The 24,565-nt window shown below is 47.2% G+C and carries 4 protein-coding genes; all 4 read right to left on the reverse strand.

The genetic code is table 11. The features are described 5' to 3' along the window. Nucleotides 1-66 precede the first annotated feature (66 nt). Complete coding sequence (locus tag DTQ70_RS14025) at nucleotides 67-12,363, reverse strand: T9SS type A sorting domain-containing protein (RefSeq protein WP_122931387.1); 12,297 nt, start codon at nucleotides 12,361-12,363, stop codon at nucleotides 67-69. A gap of 174 nt (nucleotides 12,364-12,537) precedes the next feature. After that, entirely contained in the window at nucleotides 12,538-16,536 is a 3,999-nt protein-coding gene (locus DTQ70_RS14030) for an ATP-binding protein (RefSeq protein ID WP_122931388.1), read from the reverse strand. Nucleotides 16,537-16,591: 55 nt separating this feature from the next. Then, nucleotides 16,592-19,309, reverse strand: a complete 2,718-nt coding sequence (locus DTQ70_RS14035; RefSeq protein ID WP_164490025.1) for an ATP-binding protein — start codon at nucleotides 19,307-19,309, stop codon at nucleotides 16,592-16,594. A 295-nt stretch (nucleotides 19,310-19,604) separates the two neighbouring features. Next, on the reverse strand, nucleotides 19,605-24,554 hold the full coding sequence (locus DTQ70_RS14040) for a T9SS type A sorting domain-containing protein (protein ID WP_164490026.1): 4,950 nt from the start codon (nucleotides 24,552-24,554) through the stop codon (nucleotides 19,605-19,607). Nucleotides 24,555-24,565: the final 11 nt, after the last annotated feature.

Below are 24,565 nucleotides of genomic sequence, written 5' to 3' on the forward strand. Positions count from 1 at the left end.
GTTCTAGGTATAAGTACCTAAAACTTGGAAAGTTTCAATTAATTTTGCTCATTTAATTTACGAGAATTATTTCTTAATGACTTTCAAAACCTCCTGTTTGCCATTTGTAATGACCCGTAATAAATACAAACCTTCAGAAAGCATTTCGACGTTCATTTCTTCAAAATGAGCATTTGTTTCAGGGCTAAAAGTCCGACGCAATACCTGACGACCAGCAACATCCGTCAACGTAGTTTGCACCACTTGACCCTTGCTGTCTTGCACTTTTAAGCGCAGGATGTTGCTGACAGGGTTGGGGAGAACAGTGGCAAAAGACCCGTTATCGGTTAGCTGTTTTCCGTTATCCAACCCATTGCCCATTGCACCTTGCCATTTGCTTCTTGCCCCCTCACTCTCCGCTGTCCTCGCTGCTCCTACGCCTATTCCATCTTTCGACTGGATTCTGAACCAGTATTCTTGGTAGGCCAAAACGTTGCCTTGAGGCTTACGCGTCGAGGGGTAAATGCTGCCCCAGCCTTTTTGATCCCAATAACGAATGCCTAACTTGTACAAACCTTTGGGTAACCCTGCATCATATATGTTACCGCCCACACCGTTGTCTTGATAAAAGCCGTAAGCAGGGTGGTTTTGTCCGTACAACTCCGTCCAGCCTTCGCGGTTGGCGTACATAAAATACGGCGCGTTGTTCTCGTGCGTGTTGAACGAACGAATTGCCCCCATTTCTGGCGTCGCCAACATATCGAAGGTAAGCGAGCCGTCGGTGCTTAATCCGCAAGCTTCTACATTAATTGTCCAGTAACGGGGTGCCATTTTATTGGTATTTTCTACGTAAAACAAGGTCGGATTCACTTGCGTACTTTGCTCCAATTCGGGACCACCGTCACGGGCGATGAATTGACTCGTCCACAACGACTTATCATTCGCAGGCTTTACCGCTGATTTAGATTGTCCGACGTTGATTAACGTCACCACAAACGCATTCCAATACACATCTTTACGAACACTTTCTGAGCTTTGGCAACCACCTTCAAAAATACATTTCGCCCAGTACGTTTGCTTCGTTACGTTGCTAAACGCTACCTCAAAACTTGGCGCAGTGACACCCGTATTCCAAAACGTCTGACTTCCCGCGGGACAGTTGGCTGAAATCCTTACTGTTGTACCTGTGCAAACTATCTCTTGCGAGGCAGTAATCACGGGAGCTACTTGCGTTGGTGTTAACGTAAACGTTACCACATTACTTTTTTCGCTCACACAACCATTTCCCGTTTGGCAACGCGCATAGTACGACGTCGTCTGGCTGGGAACAGTCGAAGGCAGGCTTGGCAGAGCAACATTCGTTGTGGCATTGTACCAAACTGTCCGCAAGCTTCCGCAGGTTGACTGTCCACTGAAACTTGCTATCGCGTCACAACTGCTTGTCGATGACAATGAAACCGTCGGAGCTGTTGGAATTACCACCAATTTTAAGCGCATTACCCCTGATTCAGATTCCACACACGAAGGCGTTCCGTCTGATTTGCGGCAACGTACGCGGTAGTTGTGGAACTGATTGTCCACCAAGCCAACGGGCACACCTGTACTATATTCTCCACCATCAACTGAATAAAGAAGGATTTCACCAACAGCACAATTGGCATTAAATGTGAGCATAGTAGTCGCTAGGCTACACACTTCTTTCGTCTCGCCTACGGCAACTGTTACGCCATCTACCAACAACGACACATTTTGCGGAACGGATGCGCGGTTATTGATCGTCAATTCTATCACGCCAGAATAGGTCGAAACGCAATTGGCGTCACAAGCCGCTTGATAGCGGTGGGGTTGGTTATTGGACGGTTGGGAAACTGGTGCTGTCGCTGACCAGTCGCTCCATGCCCCACTGCCTACTTGTACGCGCCAAACAGGATTGCCTACAACACACGAACCCGAAACATTAAACTGCAAACCGTTAACTGGATTGGCATCTGTATCGCACAAAACTGGGTTATTGCCTTCGTTTAGGGTTTGTTGTAAAGCTAAAAGTGTAATTGTTGGTTTACCTTGGATGACCACATTCGTCGTCGCCATAACCGCCGAACAACCACCCGACGCGGGAATTGTGTACGTTACCGTGTAAGTCCCTGCCGTACTCAAACTTGGATTAATCGATCCCGTAGTAGCGTCAATACTCAAACCTGACGTTGAACTGAACGTCCCGCCGCTGCCCGTTAAGGTCACCAACGCCGATGTCACACTTTTGCAGTAGGGTGTGCCGCCGTAACTTATTGTTGCACTTGGAGCTTCGGTTATGACAACATTCGCAGTCACCGTAACCGCCGAACAGCCGCCCGACGCGGGAATCGTGTACGTTACCGTGTAAGTCCCTGCCATTGAAGTACTTGGATTAATTGTTCCCGTATTGGCATCAATACTCAAACCTGACGTTGAACTGAATGTTCCACCGCTACCCATTAAGGTCACCAACGCAGATGTCACACTTTTGCAGTAAGGTGTTCCACCGTAGCTGATGGTTGCACTTGGAGCCTCGGTTATGACCACATTCGTCGTCGCCGTAACCGCCGAACAGCCACCCGAAGCAGGAATTGTGTACGTTACCGTATAAGTCCCTGCCGTTGAAGTACTTGGATTAATCGTACCTGTATTTACATCAATACTCAAACCTGTCGTTGAACTAAACGTTCCACCGCTGCCCGTTAAGGTCACCACCGCAGATGTCACACTTTTGCAGTAAGGTGTGCCACCGTAACTAATGGTTGCACTGGGAGCTTCGGTAATGACCACGTTCGCCGTCGCCGTAACCGCCGAGCAGCCGCCCGAGGCGGGAATTGTGTACGTTACCGTGTAAGTCCCTGCCGTTGAAGTGCTTGGGTTAATCGTCCCTGTATTGGCATCAATACTCAAACCTGACGTTGAACTAAACGTTCCACCGCTACCCGTTAAGGTCACCAACGCCGATGTCACACTTTTGCAGTAAGGTGTTCCGCAATAACTTATTGTTGCACTAGGAGCTTCAGTTATGACCACATTCGCAGTCACCGTAACCGCCGAGCAGCCGCCCGACGCGGGAATTGTGTACGTTACCGTGTAAGTTCCTGACGTTGAAGTGCTTGGATTAATCGTCCCTGTATTGGCATCAATACTCAAACCTGACGTTGAACTGAACGTTCCACCGCTACCCGTTAAGGTCACCAACGCAGATGTCACACTTTTGCAGTAGGGCGTTCCGCCGTAGCTAATGGTTGCACTTGGAGCATCGGTTATGACCACGTTCGCCGTCGCCGTAACCACCGAGCAGCCACCCGACGCGGGAATCGTGTACGTTACCGTGTAAGTCCCTGCCGTTGAAGTACTTGGATTAATTGTTCCCGTATTGGCATCAATACTCAAACCTGACGTCGAACTAAACGTTCCACCGCTGCCCGTTAAGGTCACCACCGCCGATGTCACACTTTTGCAGTAAGGTGTGCCGCCGTAGCTAATGGTTGCACTTGGAGCATCGGTTATGACCACGTTCGCCGTCGCCGTAACCACCGAGCAGCCACCCGACGCGGGAATTGTGTACGTTACCGTGTAAGTCCCTGCCGTTGAAGTACTTGGATTAATCGTTCCCGTATTGGCATCAATACTCAAACCTGACGTTGAACTAAACGTTCCACCGCTACCCGTTAAGGTCACCAACGCCGATGTCACACTTTTGCAGTAAGGTGTTCCGCCATAACTGATGGTTGCACTTGGAGCTTCGGTTATGACCACATTCGTCGTCGCCGTAACAACCGAGCAGCCGCCCGACGCGGGAATCGTGTACGTTACCGTGTAAGTCCCTGCCGTTGAAGTACTTGGATTAATTGTTCCCGTATTAGCATCAATACTCAAACCTGACGTTGAACTGAACGTTCCACCGCTGCCCGTTAAGGTCACCAACGCAGATGTCACACTTTTGCAGTAAGGTGTTCCGCCGTAGCTGATGGTTGCACTAAGAACCTCAGTAATCACCACATTCGTCGTCGCCGTAACCGCCGAGCAGCCGCCCGACGCGGGAATTGTGTACGTTACCATGTATGTCCCTGCCGTTGAAGCACTTGGATTAATCGTCCCTGTATTGGCATCAATACTCAAACCTGACGTTGAACTAAACGTCCCGCCGCTACCCGTTAAGGTCACCAACGCCGATGTCACACTTTTGCAGTAGGGTGTTCCACCGTAGCTGATGGTTGCACTAGGAACGTCAGTAATCACCACATTCGTCGTCGCCGTAACCGCCGAGCAACCGCCCGACGCGGGGATTGTGTACGTTACCGTGTAGGTCCCTGCCGTTGAAGCACTTGGATTAATCGTCCCTGTATTTACATCAATTGTCAAACCTGTCGTTGAACTAAACGTTCCGCCGCTACCCGTTAAGGTCACCAACGCAGATGTCACACTTTTGCAGTAAGGTGTGCCGCCGTAGCTAATGGTTGCACTTGGAGCATCGGTTATGACCACGTTCGCCGTCGCCGTCACCGCCGAGCAGCCGCCCGACGCGGGAATTGTGTACGTTACCGTGTAAGTCCCTGCCGTTGAAGTACTTGCATTAATTGTTCCCGTATTGGCATCAATCGTCAAACCTGACGTCGAACTGAACGTTCCACCGCTGCCCGTTAGGGTCACCACCGCCGATGTCATACTTTTGCAGTAGGGTGTTCCGCCGTAGCTGATGGCTGCACTTGGAACCTCAGTAATCACTACATTCGCAGTCGCACTCACCGCCGAACAACCGCCCGACGCGGGAATCGTGTACGTTACCATGTATGTCCCTGCCGTTGAAGTACTTGGATTAATCGTCCCTGTATTTACATCAATACTCAAACCTGACGTTGAACTAAACGTTCCACCGCTGCCCGTTAAGGTCACTGCCGCCGATGTCACACTTTTGCAGTAGGGTGTTCCGCCGTAGCTGATGGTTGCACTTGGAACCTCAGTAATCACCACATTCGTCGTCACCGTAACCGCCGAACAGCCACCCGACGCGGGAATTGTGTACGTTACCGTGTAAGTCCCTGCCGTTGAAGTGCTTGGATTAATCGTGCCTGTATTTACATCAATCGTCAAACCTGTCGTTGAACTAAACGTTCCGCCGCTGCCCGTTAAGGTCACCAACGCCGATGTCACACTTTTGCAGTAAGGTGTTCCGCCATAACTGATGGTTGCAATGGGAACATCAGTAATCACTACATTCGCCGTCGCACTCACTGCCGAACAACCGCCCGACGCGGGAATTGTGTACGTTACCATGTATGTCCCTGCTGTTGAAGTACTTGGATTAATTGTTCCCGTATTGGCATCAATACTCAAACCTGACGTTGAACTAAACGTTCCACCGCTGCCCGTTAAGGTCACTGCCGCGGATGTCACACTTTTGCAGTAGGGTGTTCCGCCATAACTTATTGTTGCACTTGGAACCTCAGTAATCACTACATTCGCAGTCGCACTCACCACCGAGCAGCCGCCCGACGCGGGAATTGTGTACGTCACCGTGTAGGTCCCTGCCGTTGAAGTACTTGGATTAATTGTTCCCGTATTGGCATCAATACTCAAACCTGACGTTGAACTGAACGTTCCACCGCTGCCCGTTAAGGTCACCAACGCTGATGTCACACTTTTACAGTAGGGCGTTCCGCCGTAGCTAATGGTTGCACTGGGAGCATCGGTTATGACCACGTTCGCCGTCGCCGTCACCACCGAGCAGCCACCCGACGCGGGAATCGTGTACGTTACCGTGTAAGTCCCTGCCGTTGAAGTACTTGGATTAATTGTTCCCGTATTGGCATCAATACTCAAACCTGACGTTGAACTAAACGTTCCACCGCTGCCCGTTAAACTCACTGCCGCCGATGTCACACTTTTGCAGTAGGGTGTTCCGCCATAACTTATTGTTGCACTTGGAACCTCAGTAATCACTACATTCGCAGTCGCACTCACCACCGAGCAGCCGCCCGACGCGGGAATTGTGTACGTCACCGTGTAGGTCCCTGCCGTTGAAGTACTTGGATTAATTGTTCCCGTATTGGCATCAATACTCAAACCTGACGTTGAACTAAACGTTCCACCGCTGCCCGTTAAGGTCACTGCCGCCGATGTCACACTTTTGCAGTAGGGTGTTCCGCCATAACTTATTGTTGCACTTGGAACCTCAGTAATCACTACATTCGCAGTCGCACTCACCACCGAGCAGCCGCCCGACGCGGGAATTGTGTACGTCACCGTGTAGGTCCCTGCCGTTGAAGTACTTGGATTAATTGTTCCCGTATTGGCATCAATACTCAAACCTGACGTTGAACTAAACGTTCCACCGCTGCCCGTTAAGGTCACTGCCGCCGATGTCACACTTTTGCAGTAGGGTGTTCCGCCATAACTTATTGTTGCACTTGGAACCTCAGTAATCACTACATTCGCAGTCGCACTCACCACCGAGCAGCCGCCCGACGCGGGAATTGTGTACGTCACCGTGTAGGTCCCTGCCGTTGAAGTACTTGGATTAATTGTTCCCGTATTGGCATCAATACTCAAACCTGACGTCGAACTGAACGTTCCACCGCTGCCCGTTAAGGTCACCAACGCTGATGTCACACTTTTACAGTAGGGCGTTCCGCCGTAGCTAATGGTTGCACTTGGAGCATCGGTTATGACCACGTTCGCCGTCGCCGTCACCACCGAGCAGCCACCCGACGCGGGAATCGTGTACGTTACCGTGTAAGTCCCTGCCGTTGAAGTACTTGGATTAATTGTTCCCGTATTGGCATCAATACTCAAACCTGACGTTGAACTAAACGTTCCACCGCTGCCCGTTAATGTCACCACCGCCGATGTCACACTTTTGCAGTAAGGTGTTCCACCGTAGTTGATGGTCGCACTGGGAGCATCGGTTATGACCACATTCGCCGTCGCACTCACTGCCGAACAACCGCCCGACGCGGGAATTGTGTACGTTACCATGTATGTCCCTGCTGTTGAAGTACTTGGATTAATCGTCCCTGTATTGGCATCAATACTCAAACCTGTCGTTGAACTAAACGTCCCGCCGCTGCCCGTTAAGGTCACCAACGCAGATGTCACACTTTTGCAGTAAGGTGTGCCGCCATAACTGATGGTTGCACTTGGAACCTCAGTAATCACTACATTCGCAGTCGCCGTAACCGCCGAACAGCCGCCCGAAGCAGGAATCGTGTACGTCACCGTGTATGTCCCTGCCGTTGAAGTACTTGGATTAATTGTCCCCGTATTAGCATCAATACTCAAACCTGTCGTAGAACTAAACGTTCCACCGCTACCCGTTAAGGTCACTACCGCAGATGTCACACTTTTGCAGTAGGGTGTTCCGCCGTAGCTAATGGTTGCACTTGGAGCTTCGGTAATGACCACATTCGCCGTCGCACTCACCGCCGAGCAGCCGCCCGATGCGGGAATTGTGTACGTTACCGTGTAAGTCCCTGCCGTTGAAGTACTTGGATTAATTGTTCCCGTATTAGCATCAATCGTCAAACCTGACGTTGAACTAAACGTTCCACCGCTACCCGTTAAGGTCACCACCGCAGATGTCACACTTTTGCAGTAAGGTGTGCCGCCGTAGCTAATGGTTGCACTTGGAGCTTCGGTAATGACCACATTCGTCGTCGCCGTAACCGCCGAGCAGCCGCCCGACGCGGGAATTGTGTACGTTACCGTGTAAGTCCCTGCCGTTGAAGTACTTGGATTAATTGTTCCCGTATTGGCATCAATACTCAAACCTGACGTTGAACTGAATGTTCCACCGCTACCCATTAAGGTCACCAACGCAGATGTCACACTTTTGCAGTAAGGTGCTCCACCGTAGCTGATGGTCGCACTGGGAGCATCGGTTATGACCACATTCGTCGTCGCCGTAACCGCCGAACAACCGCCCGACGCGAGAATTGTGTACGTTACCGTGTAAGTTCCTGCCGTTGAAGTACTTGGATTAATTGTTCCCGTATTAGCATCAATACTCAAACCTGACGTTGAACTAAACGTTCCACCGCTACCCGTTAAACTCACTACCGCCGATGTCACACTTTTGCAGTAGGGTGTTCCACCGTAGTTGATGGTCGCACTTGGGACGTCAGTAATCACCACATTCGTCGTCGCACTCACCGCCGAGCAGCCGCCTGACGCGGGAATCGTGTACGTTACTATGTACATTCCTGCCGTTGAAGTACTTGGATTAATTGTTCCCGTATTGGCATCAATCGTCAAACCCGACGTTGAACTAAACGTTCCACCGCTACCCGTTAAGGTCACCAACGCCGATGTCACACTTTTGCAGTAAGGTGTGCCGCCATAACTGATGGTTGCAATGGGAGCATCGGTTATGACCACATTCGCCGTCGCCGTAACCGCCGAACAGCCACCCGAAGCAGGAATTGTGTACGTTACCGTGTAGGTCCCTGCCGTTGAAGTACTTGGATTAATTGTTCCCGTATTAGCATCAATACTCAAACCTGACGTTGAACTGAACGTTCCGCCGCTGCCCGTTAAGGTCACCAACGCCGATGTCACACTTTTGCAGTAAGGTGTTCCGCCGTAGCTGATGGCTGCACTTGGAACCTCAGTAATCACTACATTCGCAGTCGCACTCACCACCGAGCAGCCGCCCGACGCGGGAATCGTGTACGTTACCGTGTAAGTCCCTGCCGTTGAAGCACTTGGATTAATCGTCCCTGTATTGGCGTCAATACTCAAACCTGACGTCGAACTGAACGTTCCGCCGCTACCCGTTAAGGTCACCACCGCAGATGTCACACTTTTACAGTAAGGTGTGCCGCCGTAGCTAATGGTTGCACTTGGAACCTCAGTAATCACCACATTCGTCGTCGCCGTAACCGCCGAGCAGCCGCCCGACGCGGGAATCGTGTACGTTACCGTGTAAGTCCCTGCCGTTGAAGCACTTGGATTAATTGTTCCCGTATTTACATCAATCGTCAAACCTGTCGTTGAACTAAACGTTCCACCGCTACCTGCCAAGGTCACCACCGCGGATGTCACACTTTTGCAGTAGGGTGTATTGGCATAATTGATACTTGCCGACGGAGGTGGATTTACCGTTACACTGCCCGTTATTATATTTGACGTGCAACCTGAGCTTGAACTGCTTACGGTCAACGTGTAGTTTATTGAACTCCCCGACGCTGGCTCACTCAGATTCACCACAATAGGCGTGGCAGGCAACGGTGCATTGCTGACCGTAGTGATGCCTGCCCCCGAAATCGAATACGTTGTCGGTGTGCCTGAAGGAGCAGAGTAGGGTATTGTGAATGAGGTGGCTCCAGTGCAAATAGCGGGACTTGGACTGGTAGTAATCGTCGGCGGCGCACTCAGCGTATGACTCACTGAAGCTACATATGAACATCCGTTGGCTGCATCATTTACCGAAAAATAATTAACGTACGTCCCTGGAAAACTGCGCGTGCTACTAAAGGTGTTGGACGCTAATTGATACGTCCCCGATGGCGACGTTAAGGATGCTTCTTGATACCAAGTTGTGCCTATACCCAACGCATTGCTACTCCCAATTTGCAGCGCTGGACTACAACCAGAAAAAGGTGCAGCAATTATTCCATTATTGACTACATTGGGTATTGGATTCCCAATGGGATACTCAATGATACCATTGTTAACCAAACCCGAACTTCCATTGGTATGTGACGCTGACGTAGTCACTTTAAAGTAACCCGAATTGGTAAAAGTATTGGAATTGCTAATAGAAGCAGCCACAATTAGCGTAGCGCAAGCCGAGTTAGTCAAATTCCCTTGATTATTAATTTCTGTAAAGGGCGCACCTGCATTGGTATTAATGGTTATTTTAGCATTATTGGTTATGGTGCCATAATTAAAAATACTACTTGAAGTAGCACGGTCGATACTTAGTTCTCCTCCCGCGTTATTGTTGAAGGTTCCGCTGTTAGAAATCCCAATAAAACCGATACTTCCAGTAGCCCCCAGTGTAATTTTGGAGGAATTGATGAACGTGCCAGTAGAGACACTAATGGCGATTTGGGTAGTTCCGTCAATGATAATTTCCCCGCCACTATTATTCGAAAAGGTAAGATTAGTTGATGGAGTGAAATCAATACCCCGTCCCACAGCCCCATTGGCGCCCAAGATGATTTTACCACTGTTGGTAAAATTACCAGAACTACTCAGCGCGGTTGATGTAGTTTGGCTAATGTTGATTTCTCCGCCCGATTGGTTGGTAAATGTACCCGCACTGGCTAATCCTAGCGAACCCGCGAGTGCGCTTGCGTCGATGAGGATTTTGCCCGAATTGTTAACAGAATTTAAAACTAAATTATAAAATCCGACCCGTAAGAAGCGATCGATACGAATTTCCCCTGTATTGGTAAAAGTACCGTAGTTGAGTACCGCATCGTCACCAACGCTGGACGAATTACCAAGAACAAGTAAGCCGTTGTTGACCAATGTGCCACCACGCACTATCAAAGCCGAAGTGAAAGGAGCTGAATCGACTTTTGAGCCATTGATGGTCAGGCTTCCCGACGCGTTTATCGTTAGCCTTGCACTTGAGGCTACCTCCACCGTCTTGGCAACGGCCGCCGTTCCTGCCATAATCACGGGTTTATTGGTCGTATTGGGAATCATCACGTCGTCACTGGTGGTAGGAACTGAGCCATCCTGCCAGTTGCCCGCCGTCGCCCAATCGGTTGAAACGCAGCCCGTCCAAGTATCCGTCGTAGTCGAGGCCGTAAAGGGCGAAGCAAGAGTTACTGGATTACTTCCGTAAGTAGCTTCGCAGCTAGTCAAGGATTGGAAACGAGCTTTTAGGCGATAATTACCCGCTGCTAGGTTGCTAAATGTCGCACTGCTTTGCCACGTATTGCCATTATCAATGCTGTATTCAAGAGAACCACTGGGTGTAGCATTGACCACAATCGTTCCCGTGGGCGTACTACAGCTTGGCTGCGTGACAGTGGGAGCTGTAAAGGTAATGACTGGATTAACAGTCACGCTGACAGGAGTAAAACTACTCGTACAACCATTGTCTTCGCACCTAACGCTGTAATTGGTATTTGCGGTTAGATTTGAGGTGGTAAAGGGCGAACCTGCTCCCAAAAACATTGTACCACTCGCATTATACCAAGCTACCGTCCCAATAGCACAGGTAGCAGTCAAAGACGCAGTGGTATTATTACAAATCGTTGGGTTATTGGTATTTGTTGGCGCTGAACCTAACGGGCAGTTTTCTTGTAAATACCCAATTGAACTAGTAGAACCATTGTAGTAGGCAATGCTAGCTCTACCATTTATCTCAGCAAGTACGTTATGAGTACTAATTACAGAGGAGGTAGTTGCTATGTTGAGAGGGCTTCCCCAAGCATTTCCATTAGTATCTAAAGCCCTTATGTAATAGACTCTTGCATCATCACCACTATACACAATTGCAGGATTCCCGTTGATAGTTGTATGATCAGTGTTATATCCAAAATTACTACTAGGGTCGCTATGAACCATTATTGGAGCTCCCCATGAAGCACCTGAGACATCATTGGCTCGTACGTATCGAATACCATTTTTTAATCCACCACCATCGCCCACAAAAGCAATAGCAGGATTTCCATTCACTTTTTTTAAAATCGGGGAAGTTCCCGTATTTCCTAATGATTCGACTGTGATTGGGCTGTTCCATGCAGTTCCGTTTGCGTCAGCTGCATACATGTACATCAAATCAAAAGAGGAAGTGTTACGATAAGCGATGGCTGGCACTCCATTTATTTCTTGAAGAGACGGTGTGGAGGCATTGAGAGAGGCAAGAAACACGGGAGTATCCCAGGCAGTACCATTGGCATTAGTAGCGATAGTAAACTCCAAATTAACACTTCCAGTTCTATAGGTAATAGCTGGCTTGGAATTAACAACGGCTAAACTTGGGTCTGCAAAACCAGCCCCTGTCGAGCTCCTTACCTCCACTGACGTCCCCCAAGAAATTCCATCGACATCATTTGAACGTATATAACGAACTTTAGAGACTAAACCTTCAGTGGTAGCCACTACAACAGCTGGAAACCCATTAATGATTTCTAAGTTATAGAAACCATTAATGGCAGTTACTCCAGTAATAAGGATTATTGGAGCCCCCCAGCTGGTTCCTGACGCATTATTGGCTCTAATATAACTTATGCTTGTATTGCTACTTTTGTAAACCAATGCTGGCTTCCCATTGACAATCTTGTGGGAGTTGGAGCTTGAGTTGAGGGAAACCCCCGTGACTGCGGTTACCGCAGGATTAAACGTCTGGGAAAGAACAGAATGGCCCAGTAACGATAAAAATAAAAGGTAAAAGAGCTGTTTCATGCTAAAGGAAAGTTGGGTTGAGTGCCTCCACAAAAATGCTTAGTAAGGGCACTTTTGGGGTAACTCATATTCAGCATCTACTACCATTTTTTCAGCATTTGAATAAAAAAAGCCCCAAAATGGGGCTTTTTGATCCTTTACTTCTACTGAATTGGCACATTTTATTCAATGAAGTTATCCTTGATAATCGGAAGGCAACACTCCAAATTCATCTTGAAAAACTTTGGCAAAATACGACATGTTCTCAAAGCCCACCTCCAGCGCGATTTCCGAAACGGGGCGGTTACGCTGGAGAAGCATTTCGGCCGCGCGCTGCAAACGGTGGTGGCGAATAAATTCGACAATGGTAAAGTTGGTAAGCGCCTTCAGCTTTCGGAGCAATTGCGATTGGCTGAGGTTCATGGCACTACTAAACTGCTCGGCGTTAAAGGTACTGCTGCCGAGGTGCTGTTCTACAATTTTTTTAGCTTTTTCTACAAAAGCAACGTCCAATGGATTGATGACAGCCGTTTCGGATTTTGCTACTTTTTGCTTGCCACTAAAATAAGCCCGTAGCTTCTCTTGTTTCTCCAATAAATTTTTGACCCGAACCCTGATTTCGTCGGTATGAAAAGGCTTCACCAAATAATCATCAGCTCCTAGTTGAAAGCCCTCAATTCGACTTTCGACGTTGGCTTTGGCAGTGAGCATAATAACAGGAATGTGGCTGGTCTTTTCGTTGCTCTTCAACTGCCGACAAAACTCAAAACCGTCCATACGGGGCATCATCAAATCGCTAATGATGATATTGGGAATGTGGGCCATGGCCTGCACTAGCCCCTCTTCTCCATCTTGGGCTTCAATAATTCGATAATCGGGCTCGAACAACCCTCGGATATAAGACCTGATGTCGGCATTATCGTCAATCAATAACAATACGTTTTCGTTGGAGGTCTCCTCTACGGGTGTTGGTAACAAAATCGGATGCGGCTCCAGTTGCACCTTCTTCGGCCCGAACACCTTTTCAGGAATTTTTGGGTGCGATTTCCACGTCAATTCGTCGATAGGTAACCGAACAACAAACTGGCTTCCTACTCCTACTTTGCTTTCTACCTGAATGGAACCTTTCATGACTTCAACCAGCTCTTTGACCAACGCTAAACCAATGCCTGTCCCCTCATAGCTCCGTTTTTGGTCGGATTCTACTTGGTAAAAACGGTTGAAAATTTGGGGGAGCTTTTCGGGTTTAATCCCAATACCCGTATCTGAAATGGCAATGATAACCCCCTGTCCTTCAACGGGAGAGGTGTATTGTACATCAACCTTTACAGTTCCTCCTGTTTCGGTAAACTTGAAGGCATTGGAAAGGAGATTAGTAATGATTTTTTCTGTTTTATCCGTGTCTAAATATCCCCACGCTTCATCCTGATTTTGAGTTACTACAAAGTTAATCTGACGGCTTTCGGCCAAGGAAGTAAACGAGCTCGTCAGCGTCCGCAAATACCGAACAACCTCCAGATGCGTAAGTTCAGGGAGCATTTGCCCCGCTTCTAGCTTGCTGATGTCAAGCAATTGATTGATCAGTTCGAGAAGGCGCTGGGCGTGACGGCGAACCAACGGAAGACGACCGTCGCTGGGATGGTCTTTCAAAAGTTGCTCAACAGGTCCCAAAATCAAGGTAAGTGGCGTACGGAACTCGTGGGAGATATTGGCAAAGAAATTGGTTTTCAACGCATCAAGTTCCGACATCCGACCTGCTTCAATTTCTTTGAAACTCAATTGCTCCTGCAAACGAACTCGGTTGAGCTGGTTTTGATTCCAACGATAAGCAACATAAGCAACAATGGTCAAGTAGAGTAAATAAGCCCACCACGTTCGATAAAAAGGAGGATTTATTTGAATTGCTAAGGAGATGGGTTTTGTCCAATTTTCACCGTCGGTCGTACCCATGACTTTCAACGTATAATGACCGCTGGGAAGCTGGGCAAAATTGGCTATGTGTGTTGTTCCTGCTTCCACCCAGTCTTTGTCAATTCCCTCTAGTTGGTAACGGAAACGGTTTTTTACGGGGTTGGTAAAATCCATGACGCCAAATTCGATGGCCAGTTGATTCTGATGGTGTGCCAACTCCAGTGAAGGCAGGTATTCAATGGCTTCGCTGAGAAGCTGCGTTTCGTCCCCAACCTCAATGAGTTGATTGTTGATTTTTAGGCTCAAAAGCCGCACTTCAGCCTTAGAAGCGGCCCTTGCGATGTTGGAAGCCCTGAATACATTGAAACCATTGATACCGCCAAATAACAACTCGCCCGAAGCTCCTTTAAAATAGGAATTGGTATTAAACTCATCGTCTTGCAAACCATCTGACTTATTGAAATTACTAAAAATCAGCGTTTTAGGATTAAGTTGAGCCAAACCCCGATTGGTTCCCATCCATAAATTTTTATCATCGCCTACCAATACACCATAGACCACCTTATTGGGGAGTCCTCGTTTTTCGGTAAAATGCTCAAACTGATTCGTTGCTTTATTGAGGCGCTCAAGCCCGCCGCCTTTGGTGCTTACCCAGAGGTAGTTAGTGGGTTGAATTGGGTCATTGACACAACCCGAAACCACGTCGTTGCTGAGGCTATTTCGGTCATCAGCATTGTTTTTGAAGAGACTAAATCGGGGGTTTTCTAGGATATTTTCGACTTTGATAAGTCCTTTTTGGGTACAAATCCAATACACATCGGGGGTGTCTTCGTACATGTAAAGTACTTCAATAGTCGAGCCTTGTTGTGGCAGTAGCGATTGATAACTGAATTTTTTAAACTGCCCTGCAAGGGGGTCAAACCGCAGTAAAACCCCATCAACTAACCCCAGCCAAAGGCGACCCTTTTTATCTTCCAACATCCTAACGCTCAGGTGTCTGTCGGTATAGGGCATGGGTAAAGGGTAGCGAGCAAGAAGCTTTCGTTCATTGGACAGTTGAAAAAGATAACGGGAAGAATCTTCCCTGGCCATGAGCCAAAATTGTTGTTTTCGGTCCTGATACAAGAAGTCGTGGTTGTAGCGAGCAGCAGCAACATCTGGAGAAAAAGGCTTGAATGAAGTAGGACTTTCGAGTTGGTAATACTGGTAAGCGGGTTTAGCATTTCCGTGAAAATAAATGCGCTTTTGACTGTCTTGCAGCAAATAGGAAGGAGAAAAATCGGGCAAATAAGCTTTGAATTGCTTGATTCTTGGGTTGAATTTATACAGTCCGTACCCCCTAGTTCCTAGCCAGATATTTCCCAAATTATCCATGCGAATGGTATTGACGCGTTTTTGGTCTGGCACGGTCGAGTACTTATTTTTTGCCGTCAAACTATCTTGTTGGAGCAGCTCTTCGGGCTTCATCAACCAAAGGAAATTTTGGTTACAAATAGCAATGGTGCCGTCCTTCAAATGTCCTATTTTTTTATAATCTCCTTCTGCTACGTGGATTGTTTTTTTGATGCCATTTCGCCAACAAATAAGCTCGTGGTCTAGCATCACCCAATAGTTTTTTTGGTGGTCGGGCAGAATGTAAAAATCTCGGTTTCGTGATTTATTGCCAATCCATTTATCCAAAAAACCGCACAAATTTTGCCCCCAAGCCCCGTGTAATCCTGAGTGTTGATGTCGAGAAATAGGCGGAAAATAAGAAGGACCCAACGAACCAATGTTGAGTTGCTTCGTGGCTTGTTCGCTGACCGTAAAACGAGGGGGAATGTTTATTTTAAAATGAACGGTGGGTTGGTCGGTCATTATCCAAATATTACCTTGGGTGTCTTCTTCGAGTTGAACAATGTTATAATTTCCCGTGCTAGGTTGGTTTGGTGAGGCAATACTAATCCGATAAAAGCGCTGATACACAGGGTCGAACAAGTTTAAGCCGTCTTTTTCTGTGCCAATCCAGAGTCTATCGTGGCTATCGTAAAGCAAGGCAGTGCAGGTATTGCTCGAAATACTGTACGGGTTGTAGGGGTCGTGGGTGAAAACCTTAAAATTATAGCCATCGTAGCGATTCAAGCCATCTTTGGTCGCTACCCACATAAACCCACGTTGGTCTTGTGCCAAATCATACACCATTCCTTGCGACAGCCCTTCGGATAACCCTATCGGTTGCCACCCTTGCGCTTGCAAGTGAGTTGGAAGAAGGAGTACAATTACTATACGGATAAAGAATTTCATCGTCCTGAGTTATCCCCCCAAAATAGCAACTTTTTGAAAAAATATAAAATCTAACCTACTCAACAGGGCGTCCATATTCTGAAGGAAGCATTCCAAACTCTTCTTGGAACGATTTGGAGAAGTAGGACAAGCTTTCAAACCCTACTTGGTAGGCGATTTCTGAAACCGTCAAGGTTTCTTTTTGCGCCAATTGGGCAGCCCGTTGCAGTCGTATTTTGCGGATAAATTCCGTCGCGGAGGTACCCGTCAAGGCTTTTAGTTTACGGTGTAAATTAGTACGACTTATTTTCAATTCTTTACAAAGCCCTTCGACGTCGAAGTTACTTTCGCTCAAATGCGCCTCGATGACCGACCGTATCCGCTGAATAAACTGGTTATCCAACTGCTGCGACACTTCGTTACCGACCGTAGGTTCGCTCGGTAATGCCGCCGAACGCAGGCTAAATTTCTCCCTGAGCAGGTTACGCTGCTGAAGTAAGTTTTTGACCCGAATCAACAATTCTTCTTTATTAAATGGCTTTTGCAAATACTCGTCAGCCCCTAAACCTAGCCCCTCTAGGCGGTCGGTCAAGGTGGCTTTGGCGGTGAGTAGTACCACGGGAATGTGGCTCGTCCGTACGTCGGTTTTTAGGCGTTCACATACTCCAAATCCATCGAGGCGCGGCATCATCAAATCCGTTATCACCATGTCAGGGACTATTTGCAAGGCCATTTCCACGCCTTGTTGGCCGTCATTGGCCTCCATGACTTGGTACTGTGTCTCAAAAATTTTGCGCAAATAAAGTCGCAAATCGGGGTTATCTTCCACAATCAGTAACACAGGCTGCTCATCCGTTGGGGCAAGATTTTGGTCGTGCACTCCCTCCTCAGGCAACAACATCGAAATGGCCATTTCGGTATGGGTGGTTTCAAAAATTGGCTCCGTCGAAACATTTTTTTGTTGTGAAGCCGCCAAAGTAAATGCTACCCGAAAAGTAGTGCCTTTGTTTACCTCACTTTCCACCGAAATCTTCCCTTTTAGAATTTCGACCAATTCCTTTACCAAAGCCAACCCGATTCCTGTTCCTTCATAGTTGCGGTGCGACGTATCATCGACTTGGTAAAAGCGGTCAAAAATACGCGGTAGTCGCTGGCTATCAATCCCAATACCGTTATCAGAAACCGTCAATACCACGTCTATCGTAGTATCTTTAGGCGTATATTCTATATTCACCTCTACCCTTCCGTTGGTTGGTGTGAATTTAAAGGCATTGGATAGTAAATTGGTCGTAATTTTTTCCAACTTGTCGGCATCGAATTTCGCGGCTAGACTGCGGTAGTTTTGATAGACATTAAAATGCAGGTTTTTATTCTGCGCTAACGTTTCAAATGAACCAAAAATATACGAAAAAAACCGAGAAATATTCCCTTCTTCAATTTCTACTTTTAATTCCCCCGCATCAAATTTTGACAAATCCAACAACTGATTGATTAGCGCCTGAAGTCGGTTGACGTTCCGTTGCATCACCAGCACGAGGTCTTCGTTGGGGAATTTTTTGCGTAAATCTGCCAAAGGCCCCACCAACAACGTCAAAGGTGTCCGAAATTCATGGGAAACGTTGGTAAAAAAACGCGTTTTGAGCACGTCTAGTTCTTGCAATTTTTCGGCCTCTAGTTTTTCCGTCAACAACGCCTTTTCTGTTATAACTTTTTCTTTTTCAGTAACATCAATAATTTTTCCCAATACCAACGATAAAGCGACGATTTCGATAAAATTGGTAAAATAAATGAGCGGGTACGTCCACGAAAAATTGATAACACCCAGTGCTTGAAGGTTCAGAAATAGAAAAGGCACCAACGTAATAAAGCATGGAATCAGTAGGTATCGGTTGAAAACCACCTGCTTAATAATCGCATACAAGGTCGTTGAAATCAAGAGGGCTTCCGTAAAAAGGAATAAGTAATTGTTGAATTCGAGCAAATGTGTGCGCGGCCACCACAATACAGCCAATACCTGTCCCACACTCAGAAATACTACACTCAGAAACACCCACTTCAGCTTAGGAAAGTGCAAAGGAACTTGGAGCAATGAGTACATAAATAGTGTATAAGTAGCAGGCATAAGCTGGTAAAAACCCGAATTGAGGACTTTGGCCAACCACGGAATGTCACTAAAATAGGCTCCAATCAAACCCATAGAACCCAATACCGACAACGTAACTATGACTGTATGAAAGGCATACCAACGAAAAGAAGTGTTGCGGATGTACAACGCCAAAATGATGTTGTAAAGCACCCTCAGCAACTGAATCCCGATTTCCATCCAAATCGGAGCCAAACTCGTTGATACCTGATCGATATACACTTGGTGGGTCATCAACGTAAGTTGTCCTACGACGCTCTCATCGGCCTGTAAACGAACATAGTACGTAAGTGTCTGATTTTTAGGAAGCAACCCAAGTTTAAAAACGGGCAGTTGCCCTTGGTATTTTTTCTGAGCGTGCGGCGTAAGCATTCCCCCGTATTGGATTTGGGCGCTTCCGTTGGGTTGTGGTACGTACAAATCCACGTGGTCTTTGAGGCCATCACTCCAAACCATGTACCAGTTATTGTGGTTTAGACGGCTCTGATTATCTATTTGAACCTTAAACCAAAACACATCCTTAGAAAAAGCATACTGAAACGCAGACGCATTAACAGGCATAAATTTTTGCTTTTGAACCTCCGCAAAACCCATTTTTTGGGTAGGGTCGCGAAACACGCCTGCAAATTGACTCAGGGGAAGTGACGACACACTGTCGTTAATTGTAATTGCCTTTTGTGCAAACAATTGTTGATAACCTATAAATATAAAGCAGACAACAATTAGTTTAAAGTTCATAACAGTCAAAATAGGGCAAATAGCGCATTCGGGTAAAATAGAGACACAAATAACGACAAAATTTATTTTTAACCTAAAATTGTTTTTTTTGCCTTTTTGTTTTTTTCTTCTAAAAAGGTATATTTTTTACTTTTGTTTTCACAAGAAAGGGTTGCCTGAATGTAACAGCCATTCAAGCAACCCCTTATTTTACTCCGTTAAATATGACTTACTGCTGCACCTTCACTACCTTCAAAGTAGCTTGTTGATCAGCCGTCGTCACCTTCAAGAAATACATTCCCGTCGGCAACTCACTCACGCCAAATTCCTCTTGGTGCGTGTTGGTATCGGGAGTAAATTGACGGCGCAGCACCTCCCGACCCGCAGCATCCATCAACGTACTTTGCACCACTTGCCCCTTGCTGTCTTGCACTTTTAAGCGCAGGATGTTGCTGACGGGGTTGGGTAGAACGGTGGCGAATGCGCCGTTATCGGTTATCGGTTGTCCGTTATCCGCCCCTTTGCCATTTGCCTCTTGCCCTTCGCCTCTTGCTCCTTGCCCACTTGCCACTTGCTCCGCTGTCCTCGCTGCTCCCACACCTACTCCATCTCTCGACTGGATTCTGAACCAATATTCTTGGTAGGCCAACACGTTGCCTTGTGGCTTGCGGGTCGAGGGATAAATACTGCCCCAGCCTTTTTGATCCCAATAACGAATGCCTAACTTGTACAAACCTTTGGGTAACCCTGCATCATATACGTTACCTCCCGCACCGTTGTCTTGATAAAAGCCGTAAGCAGGGTGGTTTTGTCCGTACAGCTCCGTCCAGCCTTCGCGGTTGGCATACATGAAATACGGTGCGTTGTTCTCGTGCGTATTGAACGAACGAATTACTCCCATTTCGGGTGTCGCTAACATATCGAAGGTAAGCGAGCCGTCGGTGCTTAATCCACAGGCTTCTACGTTAATCGTCCAGTAGCGGGGTGCCATTTTGTTCGCGTTTTCAACGTAAAACAAGGTCGGATTCACTTGCGTGCTTTGCTCCAATTCGGGACCACCATCGCGCTTGATGAATTGACTTGTCCACAACGACTTATCGTTGGCTGGTTTCACCGCCGATTTGCTTTCGCCGATATTGATCAACGTTACTACAAAAGCATTCCAGTAAACATCCTTACGAACACTTTCTGAACTTTGACAACCGCCTTCAAAAAGGCACTTGGCCCAGTAGGTCTGCTTGGTCACATTGTTGAACGCTACTTCAAAACTTGGCGCAGTGACCCCCGTGTTCCAAAACGTCTGACTTCCTGCGGGACAATTCGCCGAAATCGTGACCGTTGTGCCCGTACACACAATCTCTTGCGAAACCGTAATCACGGGCGCGACTTGCGTTGGCGTTAGGGTAAACGTCACTACATTACTTTTTTCGCTCACACAACCATTTTCCGTCTGACAACGAGCGTAGTACGACGTCGTTTGACTGGGAACAGTGGCGGGTAAGCTTGGCAAAGCAACATTCGTAGTGGCGTTATACCAAACTGTACGCAAGCTTCCGCAAGTTGACTGTCCACTGAAACTGGCCGATGGGTTACAACTGCTTGTCGATGACAACGAAACCATCGGCGCGGCTGGAATTACCACCAATTTTAACCGCATTACCCCCGACTCTGACTCCACACACGATGGCGTTCCGTCCGATTTGCGGCAGCGTACGCGGTAGTTGTGGAACTGATTGTCCACCAAGCCAACGGGCACTCCTGTACTATATTCTCCACCATCAACTGAGTAAAGAAGGATTTCACCAGCAGCACAATTGGCATTAAAAGTTAGGTTAGTATTGACCAAACTACACACTTCCTTCGTCTCGCCTACGGCAACCGTTACCCCGTCCACCAACAGTGACACATTCTGAGGAACAGAAGAGCGGTAATTTATCGTCAACTCAATCGGCGAAGTGTAAGTACTTGGGCAACTCGCCTCGCAGGCCGCTTGGTAGCGGTGGGGTTGGTTATTGGACGGCTGGGAAACTGGTGCTGTCGCCGACCAGTCGCTCCATGCGCCACTGCCCACTTGTACTCGCCAAACGGGATTGCCCACCACACACAAACCCGAAACCGTAAACTGTAAACCATTAACAGGATTGGCATCAGTATCGCAAAAAGTTTGAGAGTTGCCTTCATTTAAGGTTTGTTGTAAAACTGAAAGTGTAATAGTTGGTTTCACCTGTACGACAACCACCCCGTTTGTTGAAGTTTGGGCTGCACAAACCCCATTTTGTACGACTGCTCTGTAATACGTGTTTTGGGCAATGGAATTCGGCACAAACTCCGAAGTAGTATTCGCAATATCGACGGATGTACTAAAAGACGCATTGGCAGCCGATTGCCACTTTAGAATCGTCCCTACTTGTCCCACCAATCGAAGTTTCGTTGTTTTTGCCTCCACACACAATGTCGTTGAACCTTCGACTATTCCACCTACCGTCGTTGGGGTGACGGACACAGTGCCAGTTACAGCATCAGAAGTACAGCCAACCGCCGATGCGACCGTCAAGCTGTAAGCAATCGTGGTAGCGCCTGGGCTGACCGCCGCCGTCAAGGACGAGGTAAGTATTGGTGCATTTTGCACGGCATTGATACCAACGCCCGACAATGAATACGTAACAGGGGCATGAGCAGTGGTGGTATAAGGAAGCTCTAACGTCGAGTTAGTGGCACAAATGGCAGCGATAGGCACCGTTGAAATCGATGGTTTAGGATAGACGACCAAAACACCCTGGGCATAGGGACGGCAAGTGTTGTCGTTGGGAAGGGTGGACAGAATAGCATATACGTAGTAGGTTCCCGCAGGAAGGGTATTATTTGATAAAACGGCCGTTCGTTTGTCGTCTTGTAAATTAGCAAAATCTACACTCCCTATGCTCGTTCCACCCGTGTAAGGATCGTTGGTAGGAGAAGAAAAATAGACAAATTTGACCCCATAATCCACTCCTGCCACGTCAAATGACTCCATGCTTGACATATTTTTTGCACTCATGCTAAAGGGACTGTTGGCGCATATTAGCGTTTGCGGTAATTCCAACGTTGGTAAGATGGGACAGCAATTGGTGATAAGGGTAAGCCTAGCTGGTAGCGTACCTGATGTAATACAATTCAAGTAATCAAATTCATACTTGATGTAGAATATGTTGGAAAACATATTCCCTTTGGGTATAGCGACAATCGCTGTATCATTCTTCTCCGAAAACGGCACGGGCACCGTTCCTCCCACACCGTAATCGGTCCCTCCGACTGAGTAACTAATTTTTGCTAAGGCCTCATCCTTCAATGTAACTTGTATACTTCCGTCATTGATGCAATCTGGTTCAACTATTCGAATACTTGCTTCTGGCCTACTTTTGAATTTTATTTGATTTATGATGGCTTCGGAAGCGCATCCATTCGCATTTTTAACGGTCAAGACAAAATCAAGTGTTTGTTTTAAACTCGTCAATGTAGAGAACATTACTGTAATAGATGAAGCTGGTAGAGGAGCATCGGTGACAGTGACAATATTGTCTCCCGATATAGAATACGTAACTGGCGTTCCCGTCGTAGATGTGTATGGTATTTCAAACGAAGGGACACCATAGCATACCTCTGGAATCGTCCCTAGGGTGATTGATGGTCTAGGGGAATCTTTTATGGTAACGTTTACCTTGTCCGTCAAACAGCCCATTCTTTCTACCTGAATATCGGTATAAAGTCCTGAATTTAGTGACGATAAAATCACTTGCCCGTTCACATCTGCAGATACAAGGAAAAAACCTGAACTTACGGTATTCTTTCTGTAACTCAAGGTATATTCAGCTCCCGCCACTAAATCGCCCAGTATTATACGTCCATCATTAGAACAGCTACTTGGATCTATGGCCTTTACAGTCGGTGTTCGTGCCCAACTTTCTTGCCTTTCATACGCGCCTATATCTACTGAATCACCTACTTTTCGGGGGTTGTCCAGAATATCAGTCGTTTGATTATTTACGTCAGTACCAGCATTGATCAACGGAGAACAAAGCGAGAGCCGTAAACCATCATCAGCCGTTCGGTAAATATCATCCCCACCGTCGAGATCTTCACTATTAGCGAGAAGGGGATCTATCGCAAATAGATTATTAGCATCTTGGACAACAACTGGCTTACCTGAATAAAAATCACTGGTTAATTGCAAAAGTGAATTTTCGATATACACAAATCCTCCTGTCGGAACTATTTTGACATCTATTCCTTCCGCAAAAGTGCTACCTCTTAGACTGTTACGAAAAAAGATAGTATTTGTAATTTTGGAAGAATTGGTACTTTCATCAAAGAACACTCCACTCCCATCATTTTCTACTAAAACAACCCCTACCATCGTCAATTTAGAAACATACACATAAAGCCCTCCGCCCTCGCGCGCCTTGTTCCCAACAAAAATTGCATTTTGAATCCGCATAGTAGATGCCATATCCATCATCCCTCCACCTTGCGCGGCTATATTGTGTTCAAACACTACATTTGTGATGGTTGCATCTGACGACGCGGTGACAAACAAACCTCCCCCAGCATTACTTGCAGCATTTCCCTTAAAGATAATATTCCGAAGTACTGGAGCCGAGTTATAATTAAGCATTCCCCCACCTCTGCCTTGAAGGGCATTCCCTCCCGAGATTACGAACCCATCAAGGCATGAGTTGTCCGCGGTCAAACCATTGTCCCAGTTGAGTACAACGTTTTGCGAGTTCTCGCTATTGTTAGAAATCACCAACGTTTCTCCCTTTCCAGTCACTACATCATCTCCCTTTAAGTCACCGCTCAAAACGGAGGGGTTAGCGACTATCACTGCCGTGGTACGTTCGGTGAGCGTTGTTTCATTTCCTGAGAAACTTCCATATACTTTCACCCCTGGCTTCATCACAAACGACACCGTACGGTCAGTACCTGACGTAGGCTTGTAGGTACCTTTGGCTACCCAAACTTGGTCGCCGTTACCTGAGGCGTTCATCATTGCTTGTAAATCTGAACTGGCATTGGCCCAAGAAGAACCGTCGCCCGTACCCGAGGCCGTTGGTTTGACAAACCGTTTTGTTTGGGCGTACGTACTGCCAATCAATAGTAGTAAAACGGCAATACTAGAAACAAATGATAGCGTTTTTTTCATACGAATAAGTT

The sequence above is a fragment of the Runella sp. SP2 genome (genome assembly GCF_003711225.1).
GTDB lineage: Bacteria > Bacteroidota > Bacteroidia > Cytophagales > Spirosomataceae > Runella.